Origin of the sequence: Proteiniclasticum ruminis, from assembly GCF_900115135.1 — a bacterium.
Classification (GTDB): domain Bacteria; phylum Bacillota; class Clostridia; order Clostridiales; family Clostridiaceae; genus Proteiniclasticum; species Proteiniclasticum ruminis_A.
On sequence record NZ_FOVK01000001.1, the window covers coordinates 792921 to 810814 of the forward strand.

General features: G+C 41.8%; 16 protein-coding genes, 2 tRNA genes, 1 pseudogene and 1 riboswitch. Of the genes and pseudogenes, 2 read left to right on the forward strand and 17 right to left on the reverse strand.

What is annotated here, in order from left to right:
- From BM243_RS03720 to recD2, 5 genes and pseudogenes are all read right to left on the reverse strand, one after another.
- A complete protein-coding gene (locus BM243_RS03720) occupies positions 1-696 on the reverse strand; it encodes a polysaccharide deacetylase family protein (RefSeq protein ID WP_074910485.1) in 696 nt (231 codons plus the stop codon).
- A 408-nt stretch (positions 697-1104) separates the two neighbouring features.
- Positions 1105-1728: a ComF family protein gene (locus BM243_RS03725; RefSeq protein ID WP_074910488.1), complete on the reverse strand. Its 624-nt coding sequence runs from the start codon at positions 1726-1728 to the stop codon at positions 1105-1107.
- On the reverse strand, positions 1721-2704 hold the full coding sequence (locus BM243_RS03730) for a DEAD/DEAH box helicase family protein (protein ID WP_074910491.1): 984 nt from the start codon (positions 2702-2704) through the stop codon (positions 1721-1723). Before BM243_RS03730 ends, BM243_RS03725 begins: the two co-directional genes overlap by 8 nt.
- A gap of 177 nt (positions 2705-2881) precedes the next feature.
- Positions 2882-3246 (reverse strand): annotated as a pseudogene (locus tag BM243_RS03735) (RNA-guided endonuclease InsQ/TnpB family protein); the annotation flags it as partial.
- Between the two features lie 15 nt (positions 3247-3261).
- On the reverse strand, positions 3262-5475 hold the full coding sequence (gene recD2 / locus BM243_RS03740) for an SF1B family DNA helicase RecD2 (protein ID WP_074910494.1): 2214 nt from the start codon (positions 5473-5475) through the stop codon (positions 3262-3264).
- Between the two features lie 199 nt (positions 5476-5674).
- Here recD2 and nagA point away from each other — a divergent pair, with 199 nt between their 5' ends.
- A complete protein-coding gene (gene nagA, locus BM243_RS03745) occupies positions 5675-6802 on the forward strand; it encodes an N-acetylglucosamine-6-phosphate deacetylase (protein ID WP_074910497.1) in 1128 nt (375 codons plus the stop codon).
- A 641-nt stretch (positions 6803-7443) separates the two neighbouring features.
- Positions 7444-9177: a DUF4153 domain-containing protein gene (locus BM243_RS03750; protein WP_177213451.1), complete on the forward strand. Its 1734-nt coding sequence runs from the start codon at positions 7444-7446 to the stop codon at positions 9175-9177.
- A 36-nt stretch (positions 9178-9213) separates the two neighbouring features.
- On the opposite strand, the gene BM243_RS03755 is transcribed toward BM243_RS03750, so the two are convergent.
- The 12 genes from BM243_RS03755 to BM243_RS03810 form a co-directional block, all read right to left on the reverse strand.
- Positions 9214-9753 (reverse strand): cysteine hydrolase family protein, encoded by a 540-nt coding sequence (locus BM243_RS03755; protein ID WP_074910503.1) that lies wholly within the window; start codon positions 9751-9753, stop codon positions 9214-9216.
- Between the two features lie 83 nt (positions 9754-9836).
- Entirely contained in the window at positions 9837-11030 is a 1194-nt protein-coding gene (metK, locus tag BM243_RS03760) for a methionine adenosyltransferase (RefSeq protein ID WP_074910506.1), read from the reverse strand.
- Between the two features lie 72 nt (positions 11031-11102).
- A riboswitch (SAM riboswitch) is annotated at positions 11103-11204 on the reverse strand.
- Between the two features lie 53 nt (positions 11205-11257).
- Positions 11258-11342: transfer RNA gene (locus BM243_RS03765), tRNA-Tyr, on the reverse strand.
- A 78-nt stretch (positions 11343-11420) separates the two neighbouring features.
- Positions 11421-11505 (reverse strand) — tRNA-Tyr (locus BM243_RS03770).
- 206 nt (positions 11506-11711) lie between these two features.
- The gene (gene upp, locus BM243_RS03775) at positions 11712-12341 is read right to left on the reverse strand and encodes a uracil phosphoribosyltransferase (protein WP_074910509.1); all 630 of its coding nucleotides are present in this window, start codon (positions 12339-12341) and stop codon (positions 11712-11714) included.
- On the reverse strand, positions 12341-12808 hold the full coding sequence (gene rpiB, locus BM243_RS03780) for a ribose 5-phosphate isomerase B (protein WP_074910512.1): 468 nt from the start codon (positions 12806-12808) through the stop codon (positions 12341-12343). The genes upp and rpiB overlap by 1 nt, the downstream gene beginning before the upstream one ends.
- Before the next feature lie 4 nt (positions 12809-12812).
- Entirely contained in the window at positions 12813-13244 is a 432-nt protein-coding gene (locus tag BM243_RS03785) for an arsenate reductase/protein-tyrosine-phosphatase family protein (RefSeq protein WP_074910515.1), read from the reverse strand.
- Positions 13245-13247: 3 nt separating this feature from the next.
- The gene (locus BM243_RS03790; protein WP_074910518.1) at positions 13248-14297 is read right to left on the reverse strand and encodes an L-threonylcarbamoyladenylate synthase; all 1050 of its coding nucleotides are present in this window, start codon (positions 14295-14297) and stop codon (positions 13248-13250) included.
- A gap of 42 nt (positions 14298-14339) precedes the next feature.
- Positions 14340-15422: a peptide chain release factor 1 gene (prfA, locus tag BM243_RS03795; protein ID WP_074910522.1), complete on the reverse strand. Its 1083-nt coding sequence runs from the start codon at positions 15420-15422 to the stop codon at positions 14340-14342.
- Between the two features lie 48 nt (positions 15423-15470).
- The gene (gene prmC, locus BM243_RS03800; protein ID WP_074910524.1) at positions 15471-16322 is read right to left on the reverse strand and encodes a peptide chain release factor N(5)-glutamine methyltransferase; all 852 of its coding nucleotides are present in this window, start codon (positions 16320-16322) and stop codon (positions 15471-15473) included.
- The gene (locus BM243_RS03805; protein WP_074910529.1) at positions 16306-17223 is read right to left on the reverse strand and encodes a DUF1385 domain-containing protein; all 918 of its coding nucleotides are present in this window, start codon (positions 17221-17223) and stop codon (positions 16306-16308) included. Before BM243_RS03805 ends, prmC begins: the two co-directional genes overlap by 17 nt.
- Positions 17224-17240: 17 nt before the next feature.
- Positions 17241-17849, reverse strand: coding sequence for a thymidine kinase (locus tag BM243_RS03810; RefSeq protein ID WP_074910531.1), 609 nt, complete (start codon positions 17847-17849; stop codon positions 17241-17243).
- Positions 17850-17894 lie beyond the last annotated feature (45 nt).

Consider the following 17894-nt stretch of genomic DNA (forward strand, 5'->3'; position numbering starts at 1 on the left):
CTACACTCTTACAGCCGAATCATGTTCAGGAACAACAAACTCATACCCCATTTTCTGCAACTCAGGCAAAGCGATCTCCAATGCGTTGATCGTTCTCTGTGGTGCATCTTTTGCACCTCTTCCGTCGTGAAGGAGCACGATATCTCCAGGTCTGACTTTGTTCAGTAAAGTCTTTTCAATATACTCCTCATCCACATATTTACTCCAGTCTGATGCATGAAGCGACCATAATACAGGCTTAAAATCATACTCATGTATGAATTTTGAGGAGACAATATTGACTAAACCCCAGGGCGGTCTATATAAATTTACCGTAATCCCCATCCCCCGTAACACCTCAATGGAATCATGAAAATCCTTTTTCATCGCTTTATAGGAACGAATTGGTGCCCCAATATGTTTATTTGCATGAAGACCAATTACATGCCCTTCTCTGACAATTCTTTCAATGATGTCCGGGTTCGCCTTAACCTTTTCACCTAGCACAAAAAAGGTGGCTCTTATCCTATACTTCTTCAAGAGATCCAGCAGCTGTGGCGTATATCTCGGATCCGGTCCATCATCAAACGTCACCGCTATCCTCTTCCCTTCTACAGGAATCTTTTTCAGAACGCATTTAGAAAAATACCGGAAATAAATATTGGGGATAATTGAGTAAACCACAAACAAATAGAACAAAACCGTATCCATTTTCATCACCCATCCTTCTCCGCACTTTGTGTACGGTCACCACTATAATTATAGCCCTATTTACAATAAATGCCACATAGAGTTATTTACCCGAAAAAATTAAGCAGCCAACGGCTGCTTAACTGCACAATCGTGCGCGAAAGTTATTTGACCTAGTCTTTGACCCCACACTCGCCTGCTGGAGCTTTTGCTACCCGGACTTAACCTCTCACTACTTACCCTCTCATTTCTGGCAGGACTTACTTCTAAGCCGCACCATGATTGTCAGTGCTTTGACTGACTTACGTGGATCCTTTTGCCTGCGACTGGCATGGACTATCAGGGGTATCCCCGAGCAACTACAAACATAACTTTCAATTTTACATTATATCAATCTGAAGGAAGATATTCAAGAGCTGTATGAAAAGGAGCGGCTCATATCAGTTTGAAAACAGTCAAAAAATATGGTTGAATCCCTTGATTCTCCAGAAGCTTCACACATTTCCCTACTGTGCTTCCAGTGGTGAAGACATCATCAACTATCAGTACCCTCTTCCCTTTCAAATGCTCCATGGAGTCATGACGAAGCTTTATCTGATCCGCATTATCTTTCCGGCTTTCCATATCCAGTTTTTTTTGCTCCGTTTTAGAAGGTCGAAAGAGTGCCCTCCACGGAACTCCAATTTCTTTCGATAGTCTTTCCGCCATGAATGCACCATGATCAAACCCCAGATTTTGAGCAGAACGGTAAGAACTTGGGGCGAATGTTATAAGTTGAAAAGAGCTGATGAAGTCTCGTTGAGCGGAGAGCAGAAGGTTTACCATATCATTTCCTGCATAAAAAGATCCTTGTTTCTTATATGCCATCAGCAGAGCTTTTCCTTCCTCATTATATGCAAGGATGGACATCCCCTTCTTCATTTCCAGTAACCCCTCCTCCTTTAAGAACACCAGCTTCTTCTTGCAAGAAGCACAAAGACCATCCGTGAACTCCTCACAGATCGGACACTTGTCATAAGGAAACAGCAGATTCTGAAAAAACTGGGCAATCCTATTCAAATCCTTCTTCCCAAAGTATCTTATTGAAATGTCTTGTCAGTTCCTTTGTCCTCTCCATATCTCTTGTTATATGTTGACACAACATGATTACTTCTCCATTCATTTCTTCATAGAATCCTGTTCTCAAACAGAGGAAGAGAAGTTCTCTATAACTGTATCTGGAAGAATCCGAACCATGGATGATGATTTCAAAATTGGTTTCCACATCCAAATAGTCGTCCAGATCATCTGTAATGAAAATATACGGTTTTTCAGGGTCCTTGACCAGTTCCTTCATGGTCTTCGTACCGATCTCATCCACATCAAAAATACAGCTTTCCAGTGATTCATCAACCTTTGAAAGAAATCTGGCAACTTTTCTTTTGACCTTCTTATCAGCAGTAAGAAAAAGAACTTTTTTCTTCTCATATACAAACCAGAGAAGGTATTCATATACCGAAGTAGGCACAAATTCATCAAGATTCAGTCGTGTCTCAATTACTCTTGGCTCAGAAACAAATCCACTTCGCCCTGCCATTGGAACTTCCAGTACATCCATTCCCATGAAAACTGTTTCGAAAGAATAGGCAACCACCTTTTTGCATCTTGGAAAAATAAATCCAATCAGATGCTGCATTTCAGGCTTTTTATGAATCGGAAATGAATTGACATCATCATAAACCACAAGATCATACTGTTCCCTGATTCGTAACGCTTGGAAATAATCACAGATGACCAGTGATTCCTTCTCATTGATTTCAAGATCCTGGTGCAGCGAAATGGAAGTAAATCCCAAGTTTCTCATAAATTGGGAAATAAGCACATGTTCTTTCGTTTCTCCGGTGATGTAAAGAACCCGTCCTCCATCATAAAGAACCTTGTTCACCAGCTCTTTCAATGGTTCAATCCCCATATAGGGAACTGTTTTGATGTTTATTGCTTTCTGTTCACCTTCCATATACCAATGCAAGAGCTGCTTCTTCTTATCAACTTTCATAAAGACCTCCACTTTTTTCTATTCCGTTGCCAAAACATTATAGAACTCTATCGTTTTGTTTCATTCCCCATTCATCGTGTCCGATTTTGCTTAGGCTACTTTCGTTTGATATAACACTCCAAGGGCGTAAATTCCCATACAACGCATGGTACATAGTAACAGCTATTTTTCAGGTGATTATGCTGCTAATCCATATCTTGAAAGATTTATGCTGGCGTTATAATCCCGATCTATAACACATTCACATTCCTCACAGATATAAGTCCTTTCTGATAGTGACAGTCTTGTTTTACATGCCCACACTCACTACAGGTCTTGGATGATGGATGCCAGGTGTCAACCTCTACAAATTCTATCCCATTAAACTCACACTTATACTTCAGCTGCCTTCTGAACTCGTATAAGCCTTGCTTCCCAATAACCTTTGCTAAGTGTCTATTACTCATCATACCTCTAATATTAAGAGTCTCCATAACAACTCGAGATGGTTTGGTTTTCACACTCTCACTTGTCGTCTGGTGCAAATAGTTATTTCTTATGTTATGTTATAGTCACTGTTATTCTACCCCTACATTATCCATGACACTCATGATTCTATACTTAAGAGATGTATGCCTATCGTAAGTTTTTGTATTTTTAATCATATAAGACAATGCTTTCTGAGATCCCACCAAAACAATGAGTTCTCTAGCCCTCGTTACAGCAGTATAGATCAGGTTTCTGCTCATCAATAGAGGAGGCCCCATAAAAAGCGGGACAAGAACTACCTTAAACTCACTTCCCTGACTTTTATGGATGGTCACCGCATAAGCAAGCTCCAGCTCATCTAAATCCTGAGATTCAAACTCCACAATCTTATCCTCATCAAAAAGCACCGATACGGTATTATCTTCCTCATTAATATCTGTAACATAACCGATATCTCCATTAAAGATACCTTGTCCTTCAGGTGGTTCCCCAAAAGTCCGTTTTACTTTTCTCCACTTAATCATATAGTTGTTTTTCGTTTGCATCACTTTATCACCAATCTGCAAATCAGTGAAGCTATACTTTTTCCTTCTTGGATTCAGTGCTTTTTGGAGTACCAGATTGAGGTTATATACACCAAGCTCCCCTTTTCTCATTGGAGTGAGTATCTGAAAGTCCTTAACACGGTCCCACTTTTCATTGAACTTTGGAAGTCTTGTTGTCACAAGCTCAATCACCTTCTGTAATGAGTCTTCAGAATCATTTCCTTGTATAAAGAAAAAATCACTTTCTTTCGCATTCAGGACAGGCATTACTCCCGTATTAATCCTATGGGCATTTGTTGTGATGAAGGATTCTTTCCCTTGCCTGTAGATAAACTGAAGCTTAACGACAGGGAAAGCCCCGCTGTCAATAATATCCTCCAAAACCTTACCCGATCCCACAGAAGGGAGCTGATCCACATCCCCAACAAGAATCAGCCTTGTCTTAGGCTTGATGGATTTCAGAAGATTATTCATGAGCATCACATCAATCATAGACGCTTCGTCAATAATAACCACATCACAATTCAATGTCTCATCTTCGTCGAAAAGCACCTCATCTTCCTCTGTGGAAACACTTAGATCGATTAGACGGTGAATGGTTTTCGACTCACGTCCTGTGGCTTCCGACATTCTTTTGGCCGCTCTGCCGGTGGGTGCACCCATCAGCACTTTTTTGCCTGCACGTTCAAAAATGTTCAGGATGCATTTGATGATCGTAGTTTTCCCTGTGCCAGGACCGCCGGTGATGATTTCAATACCATTTTCTGCAGCACCCGTAATCGCTTCAATCTGCTTGTCATGAAATGAAATGCCATTCGTTTTCTCAAAATCATGAATATAGTCTTTCACAGGAATATCCAGAGCTTCAACACCCTCTAACAGAAGACCAAGCATATGTTTTGTTACAGATATCTCCGCATATAAATACGGCATAGTAAAAACACCTTCCACCTCATCAATTCTTTCCAGCATCAGCTTGGATTTCATGACTTCATGAAGAATATTCTCTTCCAGCTCCTCTCTTCCGACTTCAAGAATACTTTGCCCTTTTTCAAGAAGCATCTCCTTGGGAATAAAAGTACTGCCTTGAGCACAGTACTCATTGATGATATACTTTATGCCACTTTGGATCCGAAAGGGCGAGTCTAAGGTGATTCCCAGATTTCTTGCAATCTTATCTGCTGTCTTAAAACCAATGCTTGGCACCTCATCCGAAAGTATATACGGATTCTCTTTGACCTTTGCCACAGAATCATTTCCAAATACCCTATAAATCTTAAGCGCCTGTTTGGGTGTGACTCCGTAACTTTGGAGGAACACCATGATGTTCTTCACCTCACGCCCTTTGATATACGATTCGTAAATCAGCCTGACTTTCTTGTCTCCGATGCCATCCAGCTCTTTCAGCTTCTCCGGCTCGTTTTCAATTATACTGAAAATCTCAGCACCAAACTTCTCCACTAGTTTTTTTGCAGTGATGGGACCAATCCCCGCAACAGCTCCTGAAGATAAATACTTTTCGATACCCGCCATGGTGCTGGGAACAATTTCCTCATAAGACTCACATTTGAACTGTTTCCCGAAGGTTGCATGGAGGACAGATTCACCATGCAAGACCAAAGTTTGCCCTACGGATATATAGGGAAATGTCCCCAACGCTGTATGCACCTCTTGCTCATCCTCAATCTTGATGATGCAAAACGCACTCTCCTCATTCTGAAATACTATGTCCCGGACTACTCCTTCTAAACGCTCCATAAAGATTCACTAGTTCCTTTCAAATCATTCATAGCTTTATCATAATCGATATGAGCGTCAGTTTCCACTTTTTGCAGACAACCCTATTATGGGATAAAACAATAAAGTTATTCACATGAATAAAGTTTTATTTGAAAAATTCTGATGTATAATAAAGTAAACCACATAATGGTTTAAACAGAAGTTAAGAGGTGTACACATGATATTTAAGGACTTTAACGTCATATTTACAGATCGGATTGAAAAAATGTCCATACAGGTCATGGAAGGGAAGATCGTCTCGATGAATCCTGATTTCAGCGATGATGATGAGATCATCGAAGGAAATGGCCGGTACCTTTCTCCAGGATATGTGGATATCCACATTCACGGAGCGGGAAACCACGATACGATGGAAGGCACATTTGAGGCATTAGAGACCATTTCAAATACCATCGCAAAACACGGAACCACAAGTTTCCTCCCCACTACAATGACCGTTTCTGTAGAAGAAATCCGTAAAGCAGTAGAAGCAATTAAAGAGGCCAAAGGAAAAGTCACTGGTGCAACCATTGCAGGAATCCATCTGGAAGGTCCCTTCATCAGTGAGCATGCCATAGGGGCACAGAATCCCAATTATGTAATCCGCCCATCCAAAGAATCTTTCCTTGATATGGTGGGAGAACATATTGACCTGATCAAGAATATCACCATGGCTCCAGAAGTGGAAGGAGCTCTTGCACTCGCCCCTTATCTACGACAACATGGTGTGAATGTTTCCATGGGACATACTGTTGCAAATTATGAGCAAGCCTTGGATGGAATCCATCACGGGTTTAATCACTCCACACATCTGTTCAATGCCATGAGTCCTTTCACACATCGAACTCCTGGTGTTGTGGGCGCAATTTTTGATACAGATGTCACCACAGAAACCATTTCCGATGGTATTCATGTGAGTTACCCTTCACTGAGAACGGCGTACAAGGTGAAGGGATCTGATAAGACCCTTCTTATTACGGATGCCATGATGGCATGCGGCATGCCTGATGGCACGTATTCTTTAGGCGGCCAGAAAGTGATCTCCAAAGAAGGTGCAGCACGACTTGAATCCGGTGCTCTCGCCGGTTCCATTCTGACCATGGATAAAGCCGTACAGAATGTATATAAGAATACAGCTCTTCCACTTTATGAAGTAATTAAAATGGCTTCATATAATGGCGCAAAGTTCTCGAGAATCGATAACGTAAAAGGAAAAATTGCATTGAACTATGATGCGGACCTTCTGATACTTTCAGAAGACCTCGAAGTTCAGCATGTATTTATCGAAGGAAGAAAATTTCTTTGAAGCATAAGTTAAAAATAGTATAAGACCATAGAAACATCCGCAGGAACAACCTTTCATTGTAACCTGCGGATGTTTTTTATGTGCTCCAACAGTCCCATTACTCATTACAGATGCCTTCTTTATCCCATCATTCCAGAATGCTGCATCAGAAAACAGTTGGATGCATTGGTTCTGAACACAGAAAGGAGTTGAAATCTTGCAAAATAGAAGCAGATGTTTAGAGAGAAAATCTGCAGTCAGTTTATTTATCGATGGCCTCTCACCTTACAAAACAGCATCTCATATAACACTTTAGGTAATCGAGAAAGAACCCTCGTTATTTGAATGAGGAGTAGTTCACGCAGGCAATCGATTAATTTGAAAATTTTATTGTATAACGATAAAAATATGTTATAATTCAGTAAGACTATTGATTTGATTTCCTTCTTCCATCTTATGTATCACACCTCAGTCTCGAGGGCACTCTCAGAATTCCCTCTAAAAACGATAGAGCTTAAACAATTCTGAATTATCGGCAAAAAAATATGATTGAAATCCTTTTGATACTAAAATGAAATCAATACAATGTATACTTTATTTAGAACATCAAAATATGTAAAGGAGGTGAATGGGAACATTCTTTGATGGATGTTCTCCTCACTATGAAATGGACAGAGACAGTCAAGAAGCAAATCACAGGATTAGGCAGCAGCGTCATTCGCTTTCCTGTTACAGCACTTCTATCCTTCACACTCATGTCTTTATTAATCACTTTGAATGAAATGAATATTGATGGTTCTGGAAACCAAGAGCTCATAGAGCGGCTTGCAATGGCCACAGCCATCGGTATGCTGTTCAGCATCTCCATGAAACATATTTATGAAGCCAAATTGGATAAGTACAACAGTATTCTTATGGTTTCTGCACCTACGGCAGTAATTACGTTTTTATACTATTTATTCTTTACGAAAGATATGGATCTCATTCGGGGTATCCAGTTTGCCGGTGCAATCGTAGCACTCATTATCAGTATTTTCTACAGCTTAAAAGTGCTTCATCCGAAACAAGCCTATGAAGCCTATGTAATTCGAATCTTCAGTGGATTATTCCTCACAGTTTTATACGCAGGCGTTCTTTTCTTTGGAATATCTGCCATCATTTTTACCATCAATTCACTTTTCGATGCAGATATTGACGGGAAATGGTTCTTCTACTTCTTCCTGATGGATACCTTCATTTTCGGAGCACTCATGTTTCTTTCAAAACTACCTGAAAGAGATGAATCCTTTGAGGATGCTCCATACTCCAAAGGATTAAAAGTACTGCTGCTGTATATTGTCATCCCTCTTATCACAATTTATACTGGCATACTATATGTGTATTTTGCTAAAATCCTTGTGACCTCTGAATGGCCAAGAGGACTTGTTTCAAATCTTGTGTTATGGTATTCCGTTGTGGCAGCGGCTGTAATCTTCTTTATTACACCAATTTTAGAGGAAAATAAGCTGGCCAAAATTTTCAGGACATGGTTTCCAAGAGTTCTTCTTCCCATTCTGGCAATGATGTTTGTCTCCATCGGGAAAAGAATTCACCAATATGGTGTCACAGAAAACAGATACTTTGTTGTGCTACTGGGAATATGGGTTCTTGGAATCATGGTCTATTTCATTCTAGTCAAGAACGGGAAAAACATCATCATTCCTGTCACTCTATCCATCATAGCGATTGTATCCGTATTCGGTCCTCTGTCAGCTTTCAACGTGTCAGCTTTCAGCCAGAATCAAAGATTTACAGCACTTCTTGAGAAAAACAATATGCTGGTTTCTGGAGAAATAACCCCTGGTACGAACGTATCAAAAACCGATCAGGAAAACATATCCAGCATCGTTCAGTATTTCGAAAACAGAAACCTGGATCAGATCAAGTATGTCCCTGAATCCTATACGTATAATGATTTTAAGACTGTCTTTGGTTTTGAGAAAACCTATGACTACTACACTCCGGATACCAGCTATTTCTATGTGAATACAGAGATCGAATCTTCTGGATTTACTGTAGGTGGATATGATTATCTCTTCTTTGTGAACAACTATATGGAACCAAAATCAATTGATCAGCTCACAGTTTCACTGAAGGATATGACCACATTAGTTCTAGAAAAGAACGGAACCACTCTTCTCGAAGAAAACCTCAGCGAACGGCTGGCAGCCATCGCTGAAGAGAACAACATGGCCAATAGCGGAAAAACCATCAGCAAAGAGGAAATCTCATTTGTTCTCGAGAACAATGAAGTTGAAGTAAAAGTCGTGCTCCGTGAAATGTCTGGAAGAAAAGAAACGGATGATAGCTACATATTTGACCAGCTCAGTCTAGTTCTTCTACTGAACCTTAAATAGATGAAAAAAACCTCATCCCTAGCGGATGAGGCTTTTTTATTCAATTTTTATGCCATTGGTCCTAAGAATGTGAAACGCACTCTCTGAAGCCTCTACACGATCATGCCCAGGTCCATCAAAAGTTGCTACAAGATCCTGAGGTACTGAAATCTCCTTAACAAGATTCTGCTCCGTTACGTAGGACTTCAATGCCAGTGCAAAGTTCAGTATGCAAATGTCCGTACAGCATCCAATTATAGAAATCTTTTCATAGTCATGGAGTTTTGCCATCAAATACATCCTGAAGGATTCAGCTTGGAAAGCATTTACAGAGTTCTTCTGAAAACTGGTATGGGCATAAGGCTGGAGTCTATCCACCACTTCCGCCTCCCTTGTCCCTTTGATGCAGTGGACCGGAAAATCATGAAACTCCGAAGAATCCACATCATGGGCATCTGAAACAAAAACAATATCCCCAGAATAATGCTCAAGATAGGTTCTGATTGGTTCAATGATCCTCTTCACATGTTTTGATGCAAGGGTCCCCTCCTCAGCAAATCCTTTCACCATATCAATCACAACAACCAATTTATTCATTGATTTCACCTCATCTTCACCTTACACCAAAGACTAGGAAAAATCATGAAAAAAAGACTCAGAATATGAGTCTTTTTTTAGAATTAAGCGGTGATCTCTTTCAGCGCAGCTTTGATATCCTCAACTTTATTCAGTTTTTCCCAAGTGAGATCCAGATCATTTCTTCCGAAATGTCCGTAAGCGGCAATCTGTCTATAAATCGGCTTACGTAAATCCAAATCTCTGATGATGGCACCTGGTCGTAAATCAAATACTCTCTTTACAATCTCAATGATTACTTCATGAGACACTTTTTCTGTGCCAAAAGTAAATACTTCAATAGATATTGGTTTAGCTACTCCGATGGCATAACTCAGCTGAATTTCAAGTTTATCCGCAACTCCTGCGGCAACAAGATTTTTAGCAACCCATCTCGCAGCATAGGCAGCAGATCTGTCTACCTTTGTTGGATCCTTTCCAGAAAATGCTCCACCACCATGACGTCCATATCCGCCATAGGTATCTACAATGATTTTTCTTCCTGTTAAACCAGAATCTCCTTGGGGACCTCCCACGATGAACTTTCCAGTAGGATTGATGAATATCTTTGTTTCTTTATCCATAAGGCTTTCTGGAATTACGGCATTGATCACCTGCTCTATAAGGTCTCTTCTGATCTCTTCCTGAGTAACATCAGCTCCATGCTGCGTGGAAACAACAATGGTATCCACTCGGACCGGTTGGTCATTCTCATCATATTCTACCGTTACCTGAGTCTTTCCATCAGGACGCAGATACGTAAGCGTTCCATTCTTTCGAACCTCTGCAAGACGTCTTGCAAGCTTCTGAGCAAGATTGATCGGCATAGGCATAAAGTCTTCTGTCTCGTTGGTCGCAAATCCAAACATCATGCCCTGATCTCCAGCACCTGTTTGAAGCAGCGCATCTTCCTGTCCTTCTCTTGTTTCAAGGGAAGAGTCCACACCTTGAGCGATATCTGGAGACTGTTCATCTATAGATGTAAGCACGGAGCAAGTCTCCGCATCAAAACCGTATTTTGCTCTCACATATCCAATCTCTGTGACAGTTTTTCGTACGATTTTCGGAATATCCACATAGCACTTTGTTGTGATTTCTCCCATGACCATGACCATCCCCGTAGTCACTGCTGTTTCACACGCAACTCTTGCATCTGGATCCTGCTCCAGTATACTATCTAAAATAGCATCAGAGATCTGATCACAGATTTTATCTGGATGCCCCTCAGTAACAGATTCAGATGTAAATAATCTTTTCATATTTTCCTCCTTGTTTTTGGTGCAAAATAAAAACCTCTTCACAATAAGAAGAGGTGTCATGTATCTACAACTCTCTTATCTTGCAACCATATGTTGCAGGAATTGGCACCACGCATTTCACTGCAGGTTGCCGGGTTTCACAGGGCCCTTTCCCTCCACCTCTCTTGATAAGAGTATTCAATTTTTTTCATAAAAAAAGACAGCAATCATAACAATTGTGTCTTTTGTGGTGGAGGAGAGTGGATTCGAACCACTGAAGCAACTTGCAACAGATTTACAGTCTGCCCCCTTTGGCCACTTGGGTACTCCTCCCTATTGTGTACAACTGCCTTTTTATACTACAACAGTCATACGGTTTTGTCAATAAAATTATCGCATCAAAAAGGATAGTGGTGGAGGAGAGTGGATTCGAACCACTGAAGCAACTTGCAACAGATTTACAGTCTGCCCCCTTTGGCCACTTGGGTACTCCTCCCTAACCTATTCCTTTCAGCTGCCAGTAACTGAACTGACAAAGATTAGTATATAGCCTGGAAGAGGATATTTCAAGGGTTTTTTGAAAAATAAAATCAAAAAATTTCTACTGCAGAGCCATTTTCAAGGTTTTCAAGCACCATAACCTATGTTGCTCAATTGGTTTGAAGAAAAAAATACTCTCTGAAATCTCAGAGAGTATCCACATTATTTTGTGCCGAAAAGTCTGTCTCCAGCATCACCTAAACCAGGAACGATATAGCCGTTCTCATTGAGCTTCTCATCAATGGAAGCAATGAAAATATCCACATCAGGATGCTTCTCTGAAAGAACTTTGATTCCTTCTGGCGCAGCCACAAGACCTACGAACTTGATGCTCTTGGCTCCACGTTTCTTCAACATATGAATTGCATCCACTGCAGATCCCCCTGTTGCCAGCATTGGATCCACCACAATCACATCACGTTCTTCGATGTCCTTAGGCAGCTTGCAGAAGTATTCAACAGGCTGAAGAGTGCTCTCATCACGGTATAGACCAATATGCCCAACTTTTGCAGCAGGCACAAGTTTCAGCATACCATCCACCATACCGATACCAGCTCTTAAAATTGGAACAATGGCAAGCTTCTTGCCCGTGATGGTTTTGCAGTGAGCAATGGCTACCGGTGTTTCAATATCCACATCTTCCATCGGCAAATCCCTGGTTACCTCATAAGCCATGAGAGTTGAGATTTCTTCCACCACTTCACGGAACTCTTTGGATCCGGTATTTTTGTCGCGGATGATTGCCAGTTTGTGCAGGATTAAAGGATGATTGATTTCTGTTACTTTACTCATTAAATGTTTTCCTCCTCAGATATGGTGTATTGTTCTTCCAGCTTAGAAATTTTGTCGATTCTCTGCTGATGTCTTCCTCCTTCAAACTCGGTACCCAGGAAGATATCAACAATATCCAGTGCAAGGCCCGGTCCAATAACGCGTTCTCCCATGGTCAGGATATTTGCATTATTGTGCTCTCTTGTCGCATGGGCACTGAATGTGTCATGAACCAGAGCAGCGCGAACCCCTTTGATTTTATTCGCTGCAATACCGATTCCTATACCAGTACCACAGATAAGAATACCATACTCGTGACTTTTGTCCACCACAGCGTGTCCAACTTTCTGGGAGATGTCAGGGTAATCACAGGATTCCCTGGAATAAGTCCCAAAATCTGTCACCTCAATCCCTTTATTTTCCAAATGTTCCTTAATCAGATTCTTTAGTCCGAATCCACCATGGTCTGATCCTAACGCAATTTTCATCTTCTTACCTCCTGTATTTTTCAAAATCCGGAATATTCTGTATCAGCCTACGGATTTCACTAAATGTTTCCACATAATGCCGCTCACTCATCCCATAGGGATCAATGACGTCTCCAGACTCTCCAGCAAGCTCTTTTAGTGTAAAGACTCGATCCCCGCCATAACGCCGTTTAATCTCTCTCTTCTGAGCTTCTGTCATCGTCACGATGTAATCCGCTTCAGATATATCAAAATCTCTCAGCTCTTCCGCATCGCGTTCTACGACGAAGCCGTACTCTCTTTCAAGTACATTCTTTGCCTCATAAGACAGCGTACTGCCCCTGTGAACAAAAAGCCCCCGGGATACAGCTTTGGCTCTTTTATACGTTTCATTAAAGATGACTTCTGCCATGGGACTTCTGCACGTGTTTCCTGTGCAGACAAACAGTACATTCATTTCTTACACCTCAATTATATGGAATGATGCAGCCTTCTTCAGCCGGTTCATAATGGCTCTGGACACCCCAACTTCCTGAAACCCTTCCGATAATATCACATCCACCTGTGCATCGTCGAATCTTCGAAGTCCTTCAAAGAGATTCCTCGCCACTTCTCCCAGGTCACTTTGGGTACCCATGGATACAAAAGTAATGTTTTTTCCATTATACACTGACTTTCTCTCTATGGGAGCAAAAACTCCCACGGTTTTCCCATTTTTTATCATTTCATCAATCTGCCTGAGAATTTCATTCTCCACCTTTTGTGTTTCACCACGGAAAATTGTCATCGGTGCTTTGGGGGCATAATGCCGGTATTTCATCCCCGGTGCTTTGGGGGCCTCCTCTTCTTCCACTCTGGTTTTCGCTTCCTCATAGACGACTTCTTCATCAATTCCAAGAAGATCCTCATACGTAATGTACCCTGGTCTAAGAAGTCTTGGTGGAGAGACACTGTAATCTACGATGGTGGACTCCAGTCCAACAATAGAACTTCCATCTCCTATGATCATATCCACTTTACCATCAAGATCTTCCACACATCTCTCATAATTTGTAGGACTGGGACGACCTGAGATATTGGCAGAAGGCGCTGCAATGGGATGTCCGAGGGCTCTAATAAGAGCTCTGGCAACTTCATTGGAGGGCATCCTGATGCCAACACTGTCCAGTCCTGCACTGGTCTCCAAAGGCACAATCTCCGTTTTCTTGAGAATGATGGTTAATGGACCAGGCCAGAACGCCTTCATCATCTCTTGAGCCTTTGGCGGAATTTCCTTTGCGTATGGAGAAATCTCCCAATCCGCCACATGAATAATAAGAGGATTGTCCTGAGGTCTTCCCTTTGCTTCAAATATTTTTTTCACGGCGGAAGGATTCAGTGCGTCAGCTCCCAGACCATATACAGTTTCAGTCGGGAATGCCACAGTGCCGCCACTTTGAAGAACTTCACCTGCAGTCCGAAACACATCCTCTTCCAGTCCTTTTTTTAAATTTACCTTCTTTGTATCCATTTTTACTCCTAAAAATGGGGACAGTACTACTGTCCCCCCTCATTAGCTATTTCTATTACCCATGGCTTTGAGTTTTTCAGCCTGGTCGAACCGAATCAGGGAATCAAGCATTTCATCCAAATCTCCGTCAAGAAAAGCATCCAGTTTATAGAGCGTCAGATTGATTCTGTGATCTGTTACTCTACCCTGCGGATAATTATAGGTCCTGATTCTTTCAGAGCGGTCTCCTGTACCTACCTGTGATTTTCTCTCATCAGCAATGCCTTTATTTCTCTCCTGTTCTGCAATCTCATATAATCTGGAACGAAGTATCTTTAGGGCTTTTTCTTTGTTCTTCAGCTGAGATTTTTCATCCTGAACAGCCACCACTAGCCCGGAAGGCATGTGCGTGATTCTGACAGCAGAGTCAGTGGTATTTACAGACTGTCCGCCGTTACCTGAGGAGCGGTACACATCCACACGGATATCATTCATGTTGATTTCCACGTCAACTTCATCCACTTCAGGAAGCACCGCTACCGTTGCTGTGGATGTGTGTATTCTGCCTGAACTTTCTGTATCTGGCACTCTCTGAACTCTATGAACGCCAGATTCGTATTTCATCAGTGAGTAAACACCCTGTCCTTTCACCATGAATACAACTTCCTTGAAACCACCGATATCTGTTTCATTAAGGCTCATAATCTCTACTTTCCATCTTCTGCTTTCTGCATATCTGGAGTACATTCTGAAGAGATTATAGGCAAACAGCGCCGCTTCATCCCCGCCTGCTCCACCTCTGATTTCAACGAAAACATTTTTGTCGTCATTGGGATCCTTTGGCAGCAGCATAATCTGAAGTTCAGACTCAATCTCTTCCAGTTTCACTTTGATATTTCTCACATCTTCATTGATCATTTCACGCATGTCCTGATCGTCTTCCACCTGAAGCATCTCCATATTGGCATCAAGCTCCTCCTGAAGTCCCTTGAATTCACGGTACTTCATGACGATGCTCTCAAGATCGGAATGCTCCTTTACCAGTTTCTGCCATCTTTCATGATCAGCAATCACATTGGGATCACTGATTCTCATGGTCAGCTCTTCATATTTACCTTCTACAAAACTTAATCTGTCTAACATTATTTTTACTCCTTTTTATTTGCACTTCTCCTAAAAATAACATCAGGAAAGCTAAGTCTCCGGAATCAGCAGGCCAGATACTACTCTGGAAAGTCCGGAAAAGTCTTTTATCGTATGAACATTTTTAAATCCATATTCTTTCATCATCTTCTCCACCTCACTGCTCTGATCATAACCGATTTCAAAAATCAGCATCCCGTTTTCTCGAAGATAACTTGAGGCCTGTTGTGTGATCGATCTATAAAAATCCAGACCGCTATCTCCACCATACAGGGCTAAATGCGGCTCATAGTCGCGAACAGTCTTCTCCAGCTTTCTCATATCCTCACCGCTGATATAAGGAGGATTGCTTACAATGAGATCATAGGAATCTTCTATGCTGGAGAATAAATCAGAACACACAATCCGGACTCTTTCTTCAAGTCCCAAACGCACAGCATTCTCCCTTGCCACATCCAAGGCCTCTTTATTTATATCAGAAAGCGTTACATTTGTAAATTCAAAAGAAGCAGCAATGGAAAGACCGATGGCTCCCGAACCACAGCAAAGATCTAAAACCTTTCTGTATCCATGGCTTCTGATGGCTTCCAAAGCCTCTGTCACAGCAATTTCCGTGTCCGGTCTTGGAATAAGAGTGTGTTCATTCACCCTGAACACCATCCCCATAAATTCCTTGCTGCCCGTGATATAAGCTACAGGCATCCCCTGTTCCCGTTTTTGCAAAAAGAGCTCATAAAGATCCTGCTCTTCCTTTGAAAGACTTTCATCCCCATGAACGAGAAGATAGGTATCGTCTTTTTTGAGGACATGCTTAAGGAGCACACGCGCATCTAAAGCAGGTGTCCCAGAAGCTTCTCTGATTCTAGCGGCGCCTTTTCTCAAGGCTTCACGAATGCTGTTCAATTTCCATCAGCCCTTCCGCCTCTTTCAGCGCTCTTATGGAAACCTCAAGCATTTCATCAAGAGGTTCTTTTGTGGTCAGTCTTTGGAGCATCATACCTGGATAGGCAATAGCAGTTTGAAGGGGCCCTTTGGTTTTGCCAAGCCACCTTAAGATTTCGTAGGTAATTCCCGATATGAGAGGCAGCAGCAGTATTCTTGTAACAACTCTTATGACAGGATGTGTCCATCCAGTAAAACTGAACACCACAATACTCACCGCCATCACAAGAAACATAAAGTTGGTGCCGCATCGTTCATGGTACCTTGTACAGGTTCGCACATTCTCCACCGTCAGTTCCATTTCATTTTCATAACAGATGATGGCTTTATGCTCTGCACCATGATACTGGAATACCCGGTAGATGTCCTTAAGCTTGCTGATGCCATAAAGGTATCCAATAAAGATACTGAGTCGAAGCACTGCTTCTGTGATGTTCAGCACGATGGCAGGAAAATCATATCTTCTCAGAAGTCCTGTAATCAGCGTTGGCAGCACAAAAAACAGCAGAACGCTAAGCCCCAGGCTAAAAATGAGCGTCAGTGTCTCTATGATCTTCTCTCCTTTTTCACCGAACTTGGCTTTCAGAAAAACCTCAAATTTTGTAGGTTCCTCTTCCTCTCCAAATATTGACGCGGACCAGTTCAGGCTCTTGATCCCAATTCTCATGGAGTCCACCAGAGCCACAGCGCCTCGAACGAGGGGCCATTTGAAAAAAGCGTGCTTTTGGGACAGGGGCTTTGTGTCATCATGGTGCACTACAATCTCCCCTTCAGGATTTCTTACTGCGGTGGCTATTCCTTTTAGCCCGCGCATCATGACGCCCTCGATCACCGCCTGACCGCCTACTGTTGTATTTCTCATTCCTTCACCTTATCTTTCTATAAATTCTTCTTCTTTTCCTCTGCTTTTTTTCGGTACTTAAAGTAACAGTCTGCGCAAAGCGACTGATACTCCACATCACCTTCCAAATCTATGGCTACTTGAGCACCCTCAAAAATAAATTCCCCATTGATTTTTCTGCCATTTAGCAGCGCTTTTTTCCCACAGGTGCAGATGGTTTTCAGCTCTTCGATGCTATGGGCCAACAGAAGGAGCCTTGCGCTGCCTTCAAAACCATTCATGAGAAAATCGGTTCTCAGACCATAGCAGATGACAGGAACTTTCAGCACAATGGCCACCTTCAGGAGCTGGTCGATCTGCTCTGCTTTTAAAAACTGCACCTCATCCACAAGGATACAATGGATTTTTCCTTCATTCTGAATCCATTTTTCTGTAACTTCATAAAGATCATCCTGGATTTTCACACTGAAATCCGCTTCTCTGACAACACCCAGTCTGGAAACCAGTCTGTTTCCTCCTTTTGTATCCACTTGAGGTTTGAATATTTTTACTTTCATCCCTCTTTCTTCATAATTATATGCCACCTGCATGAGATTCGTGGATTTCCCTGAATTCATTGCACCATAGCGAAAATATAATTTACTCATTCATCTTCCCCCTGTACTCCTTCATACCCAATCCATTATATCATT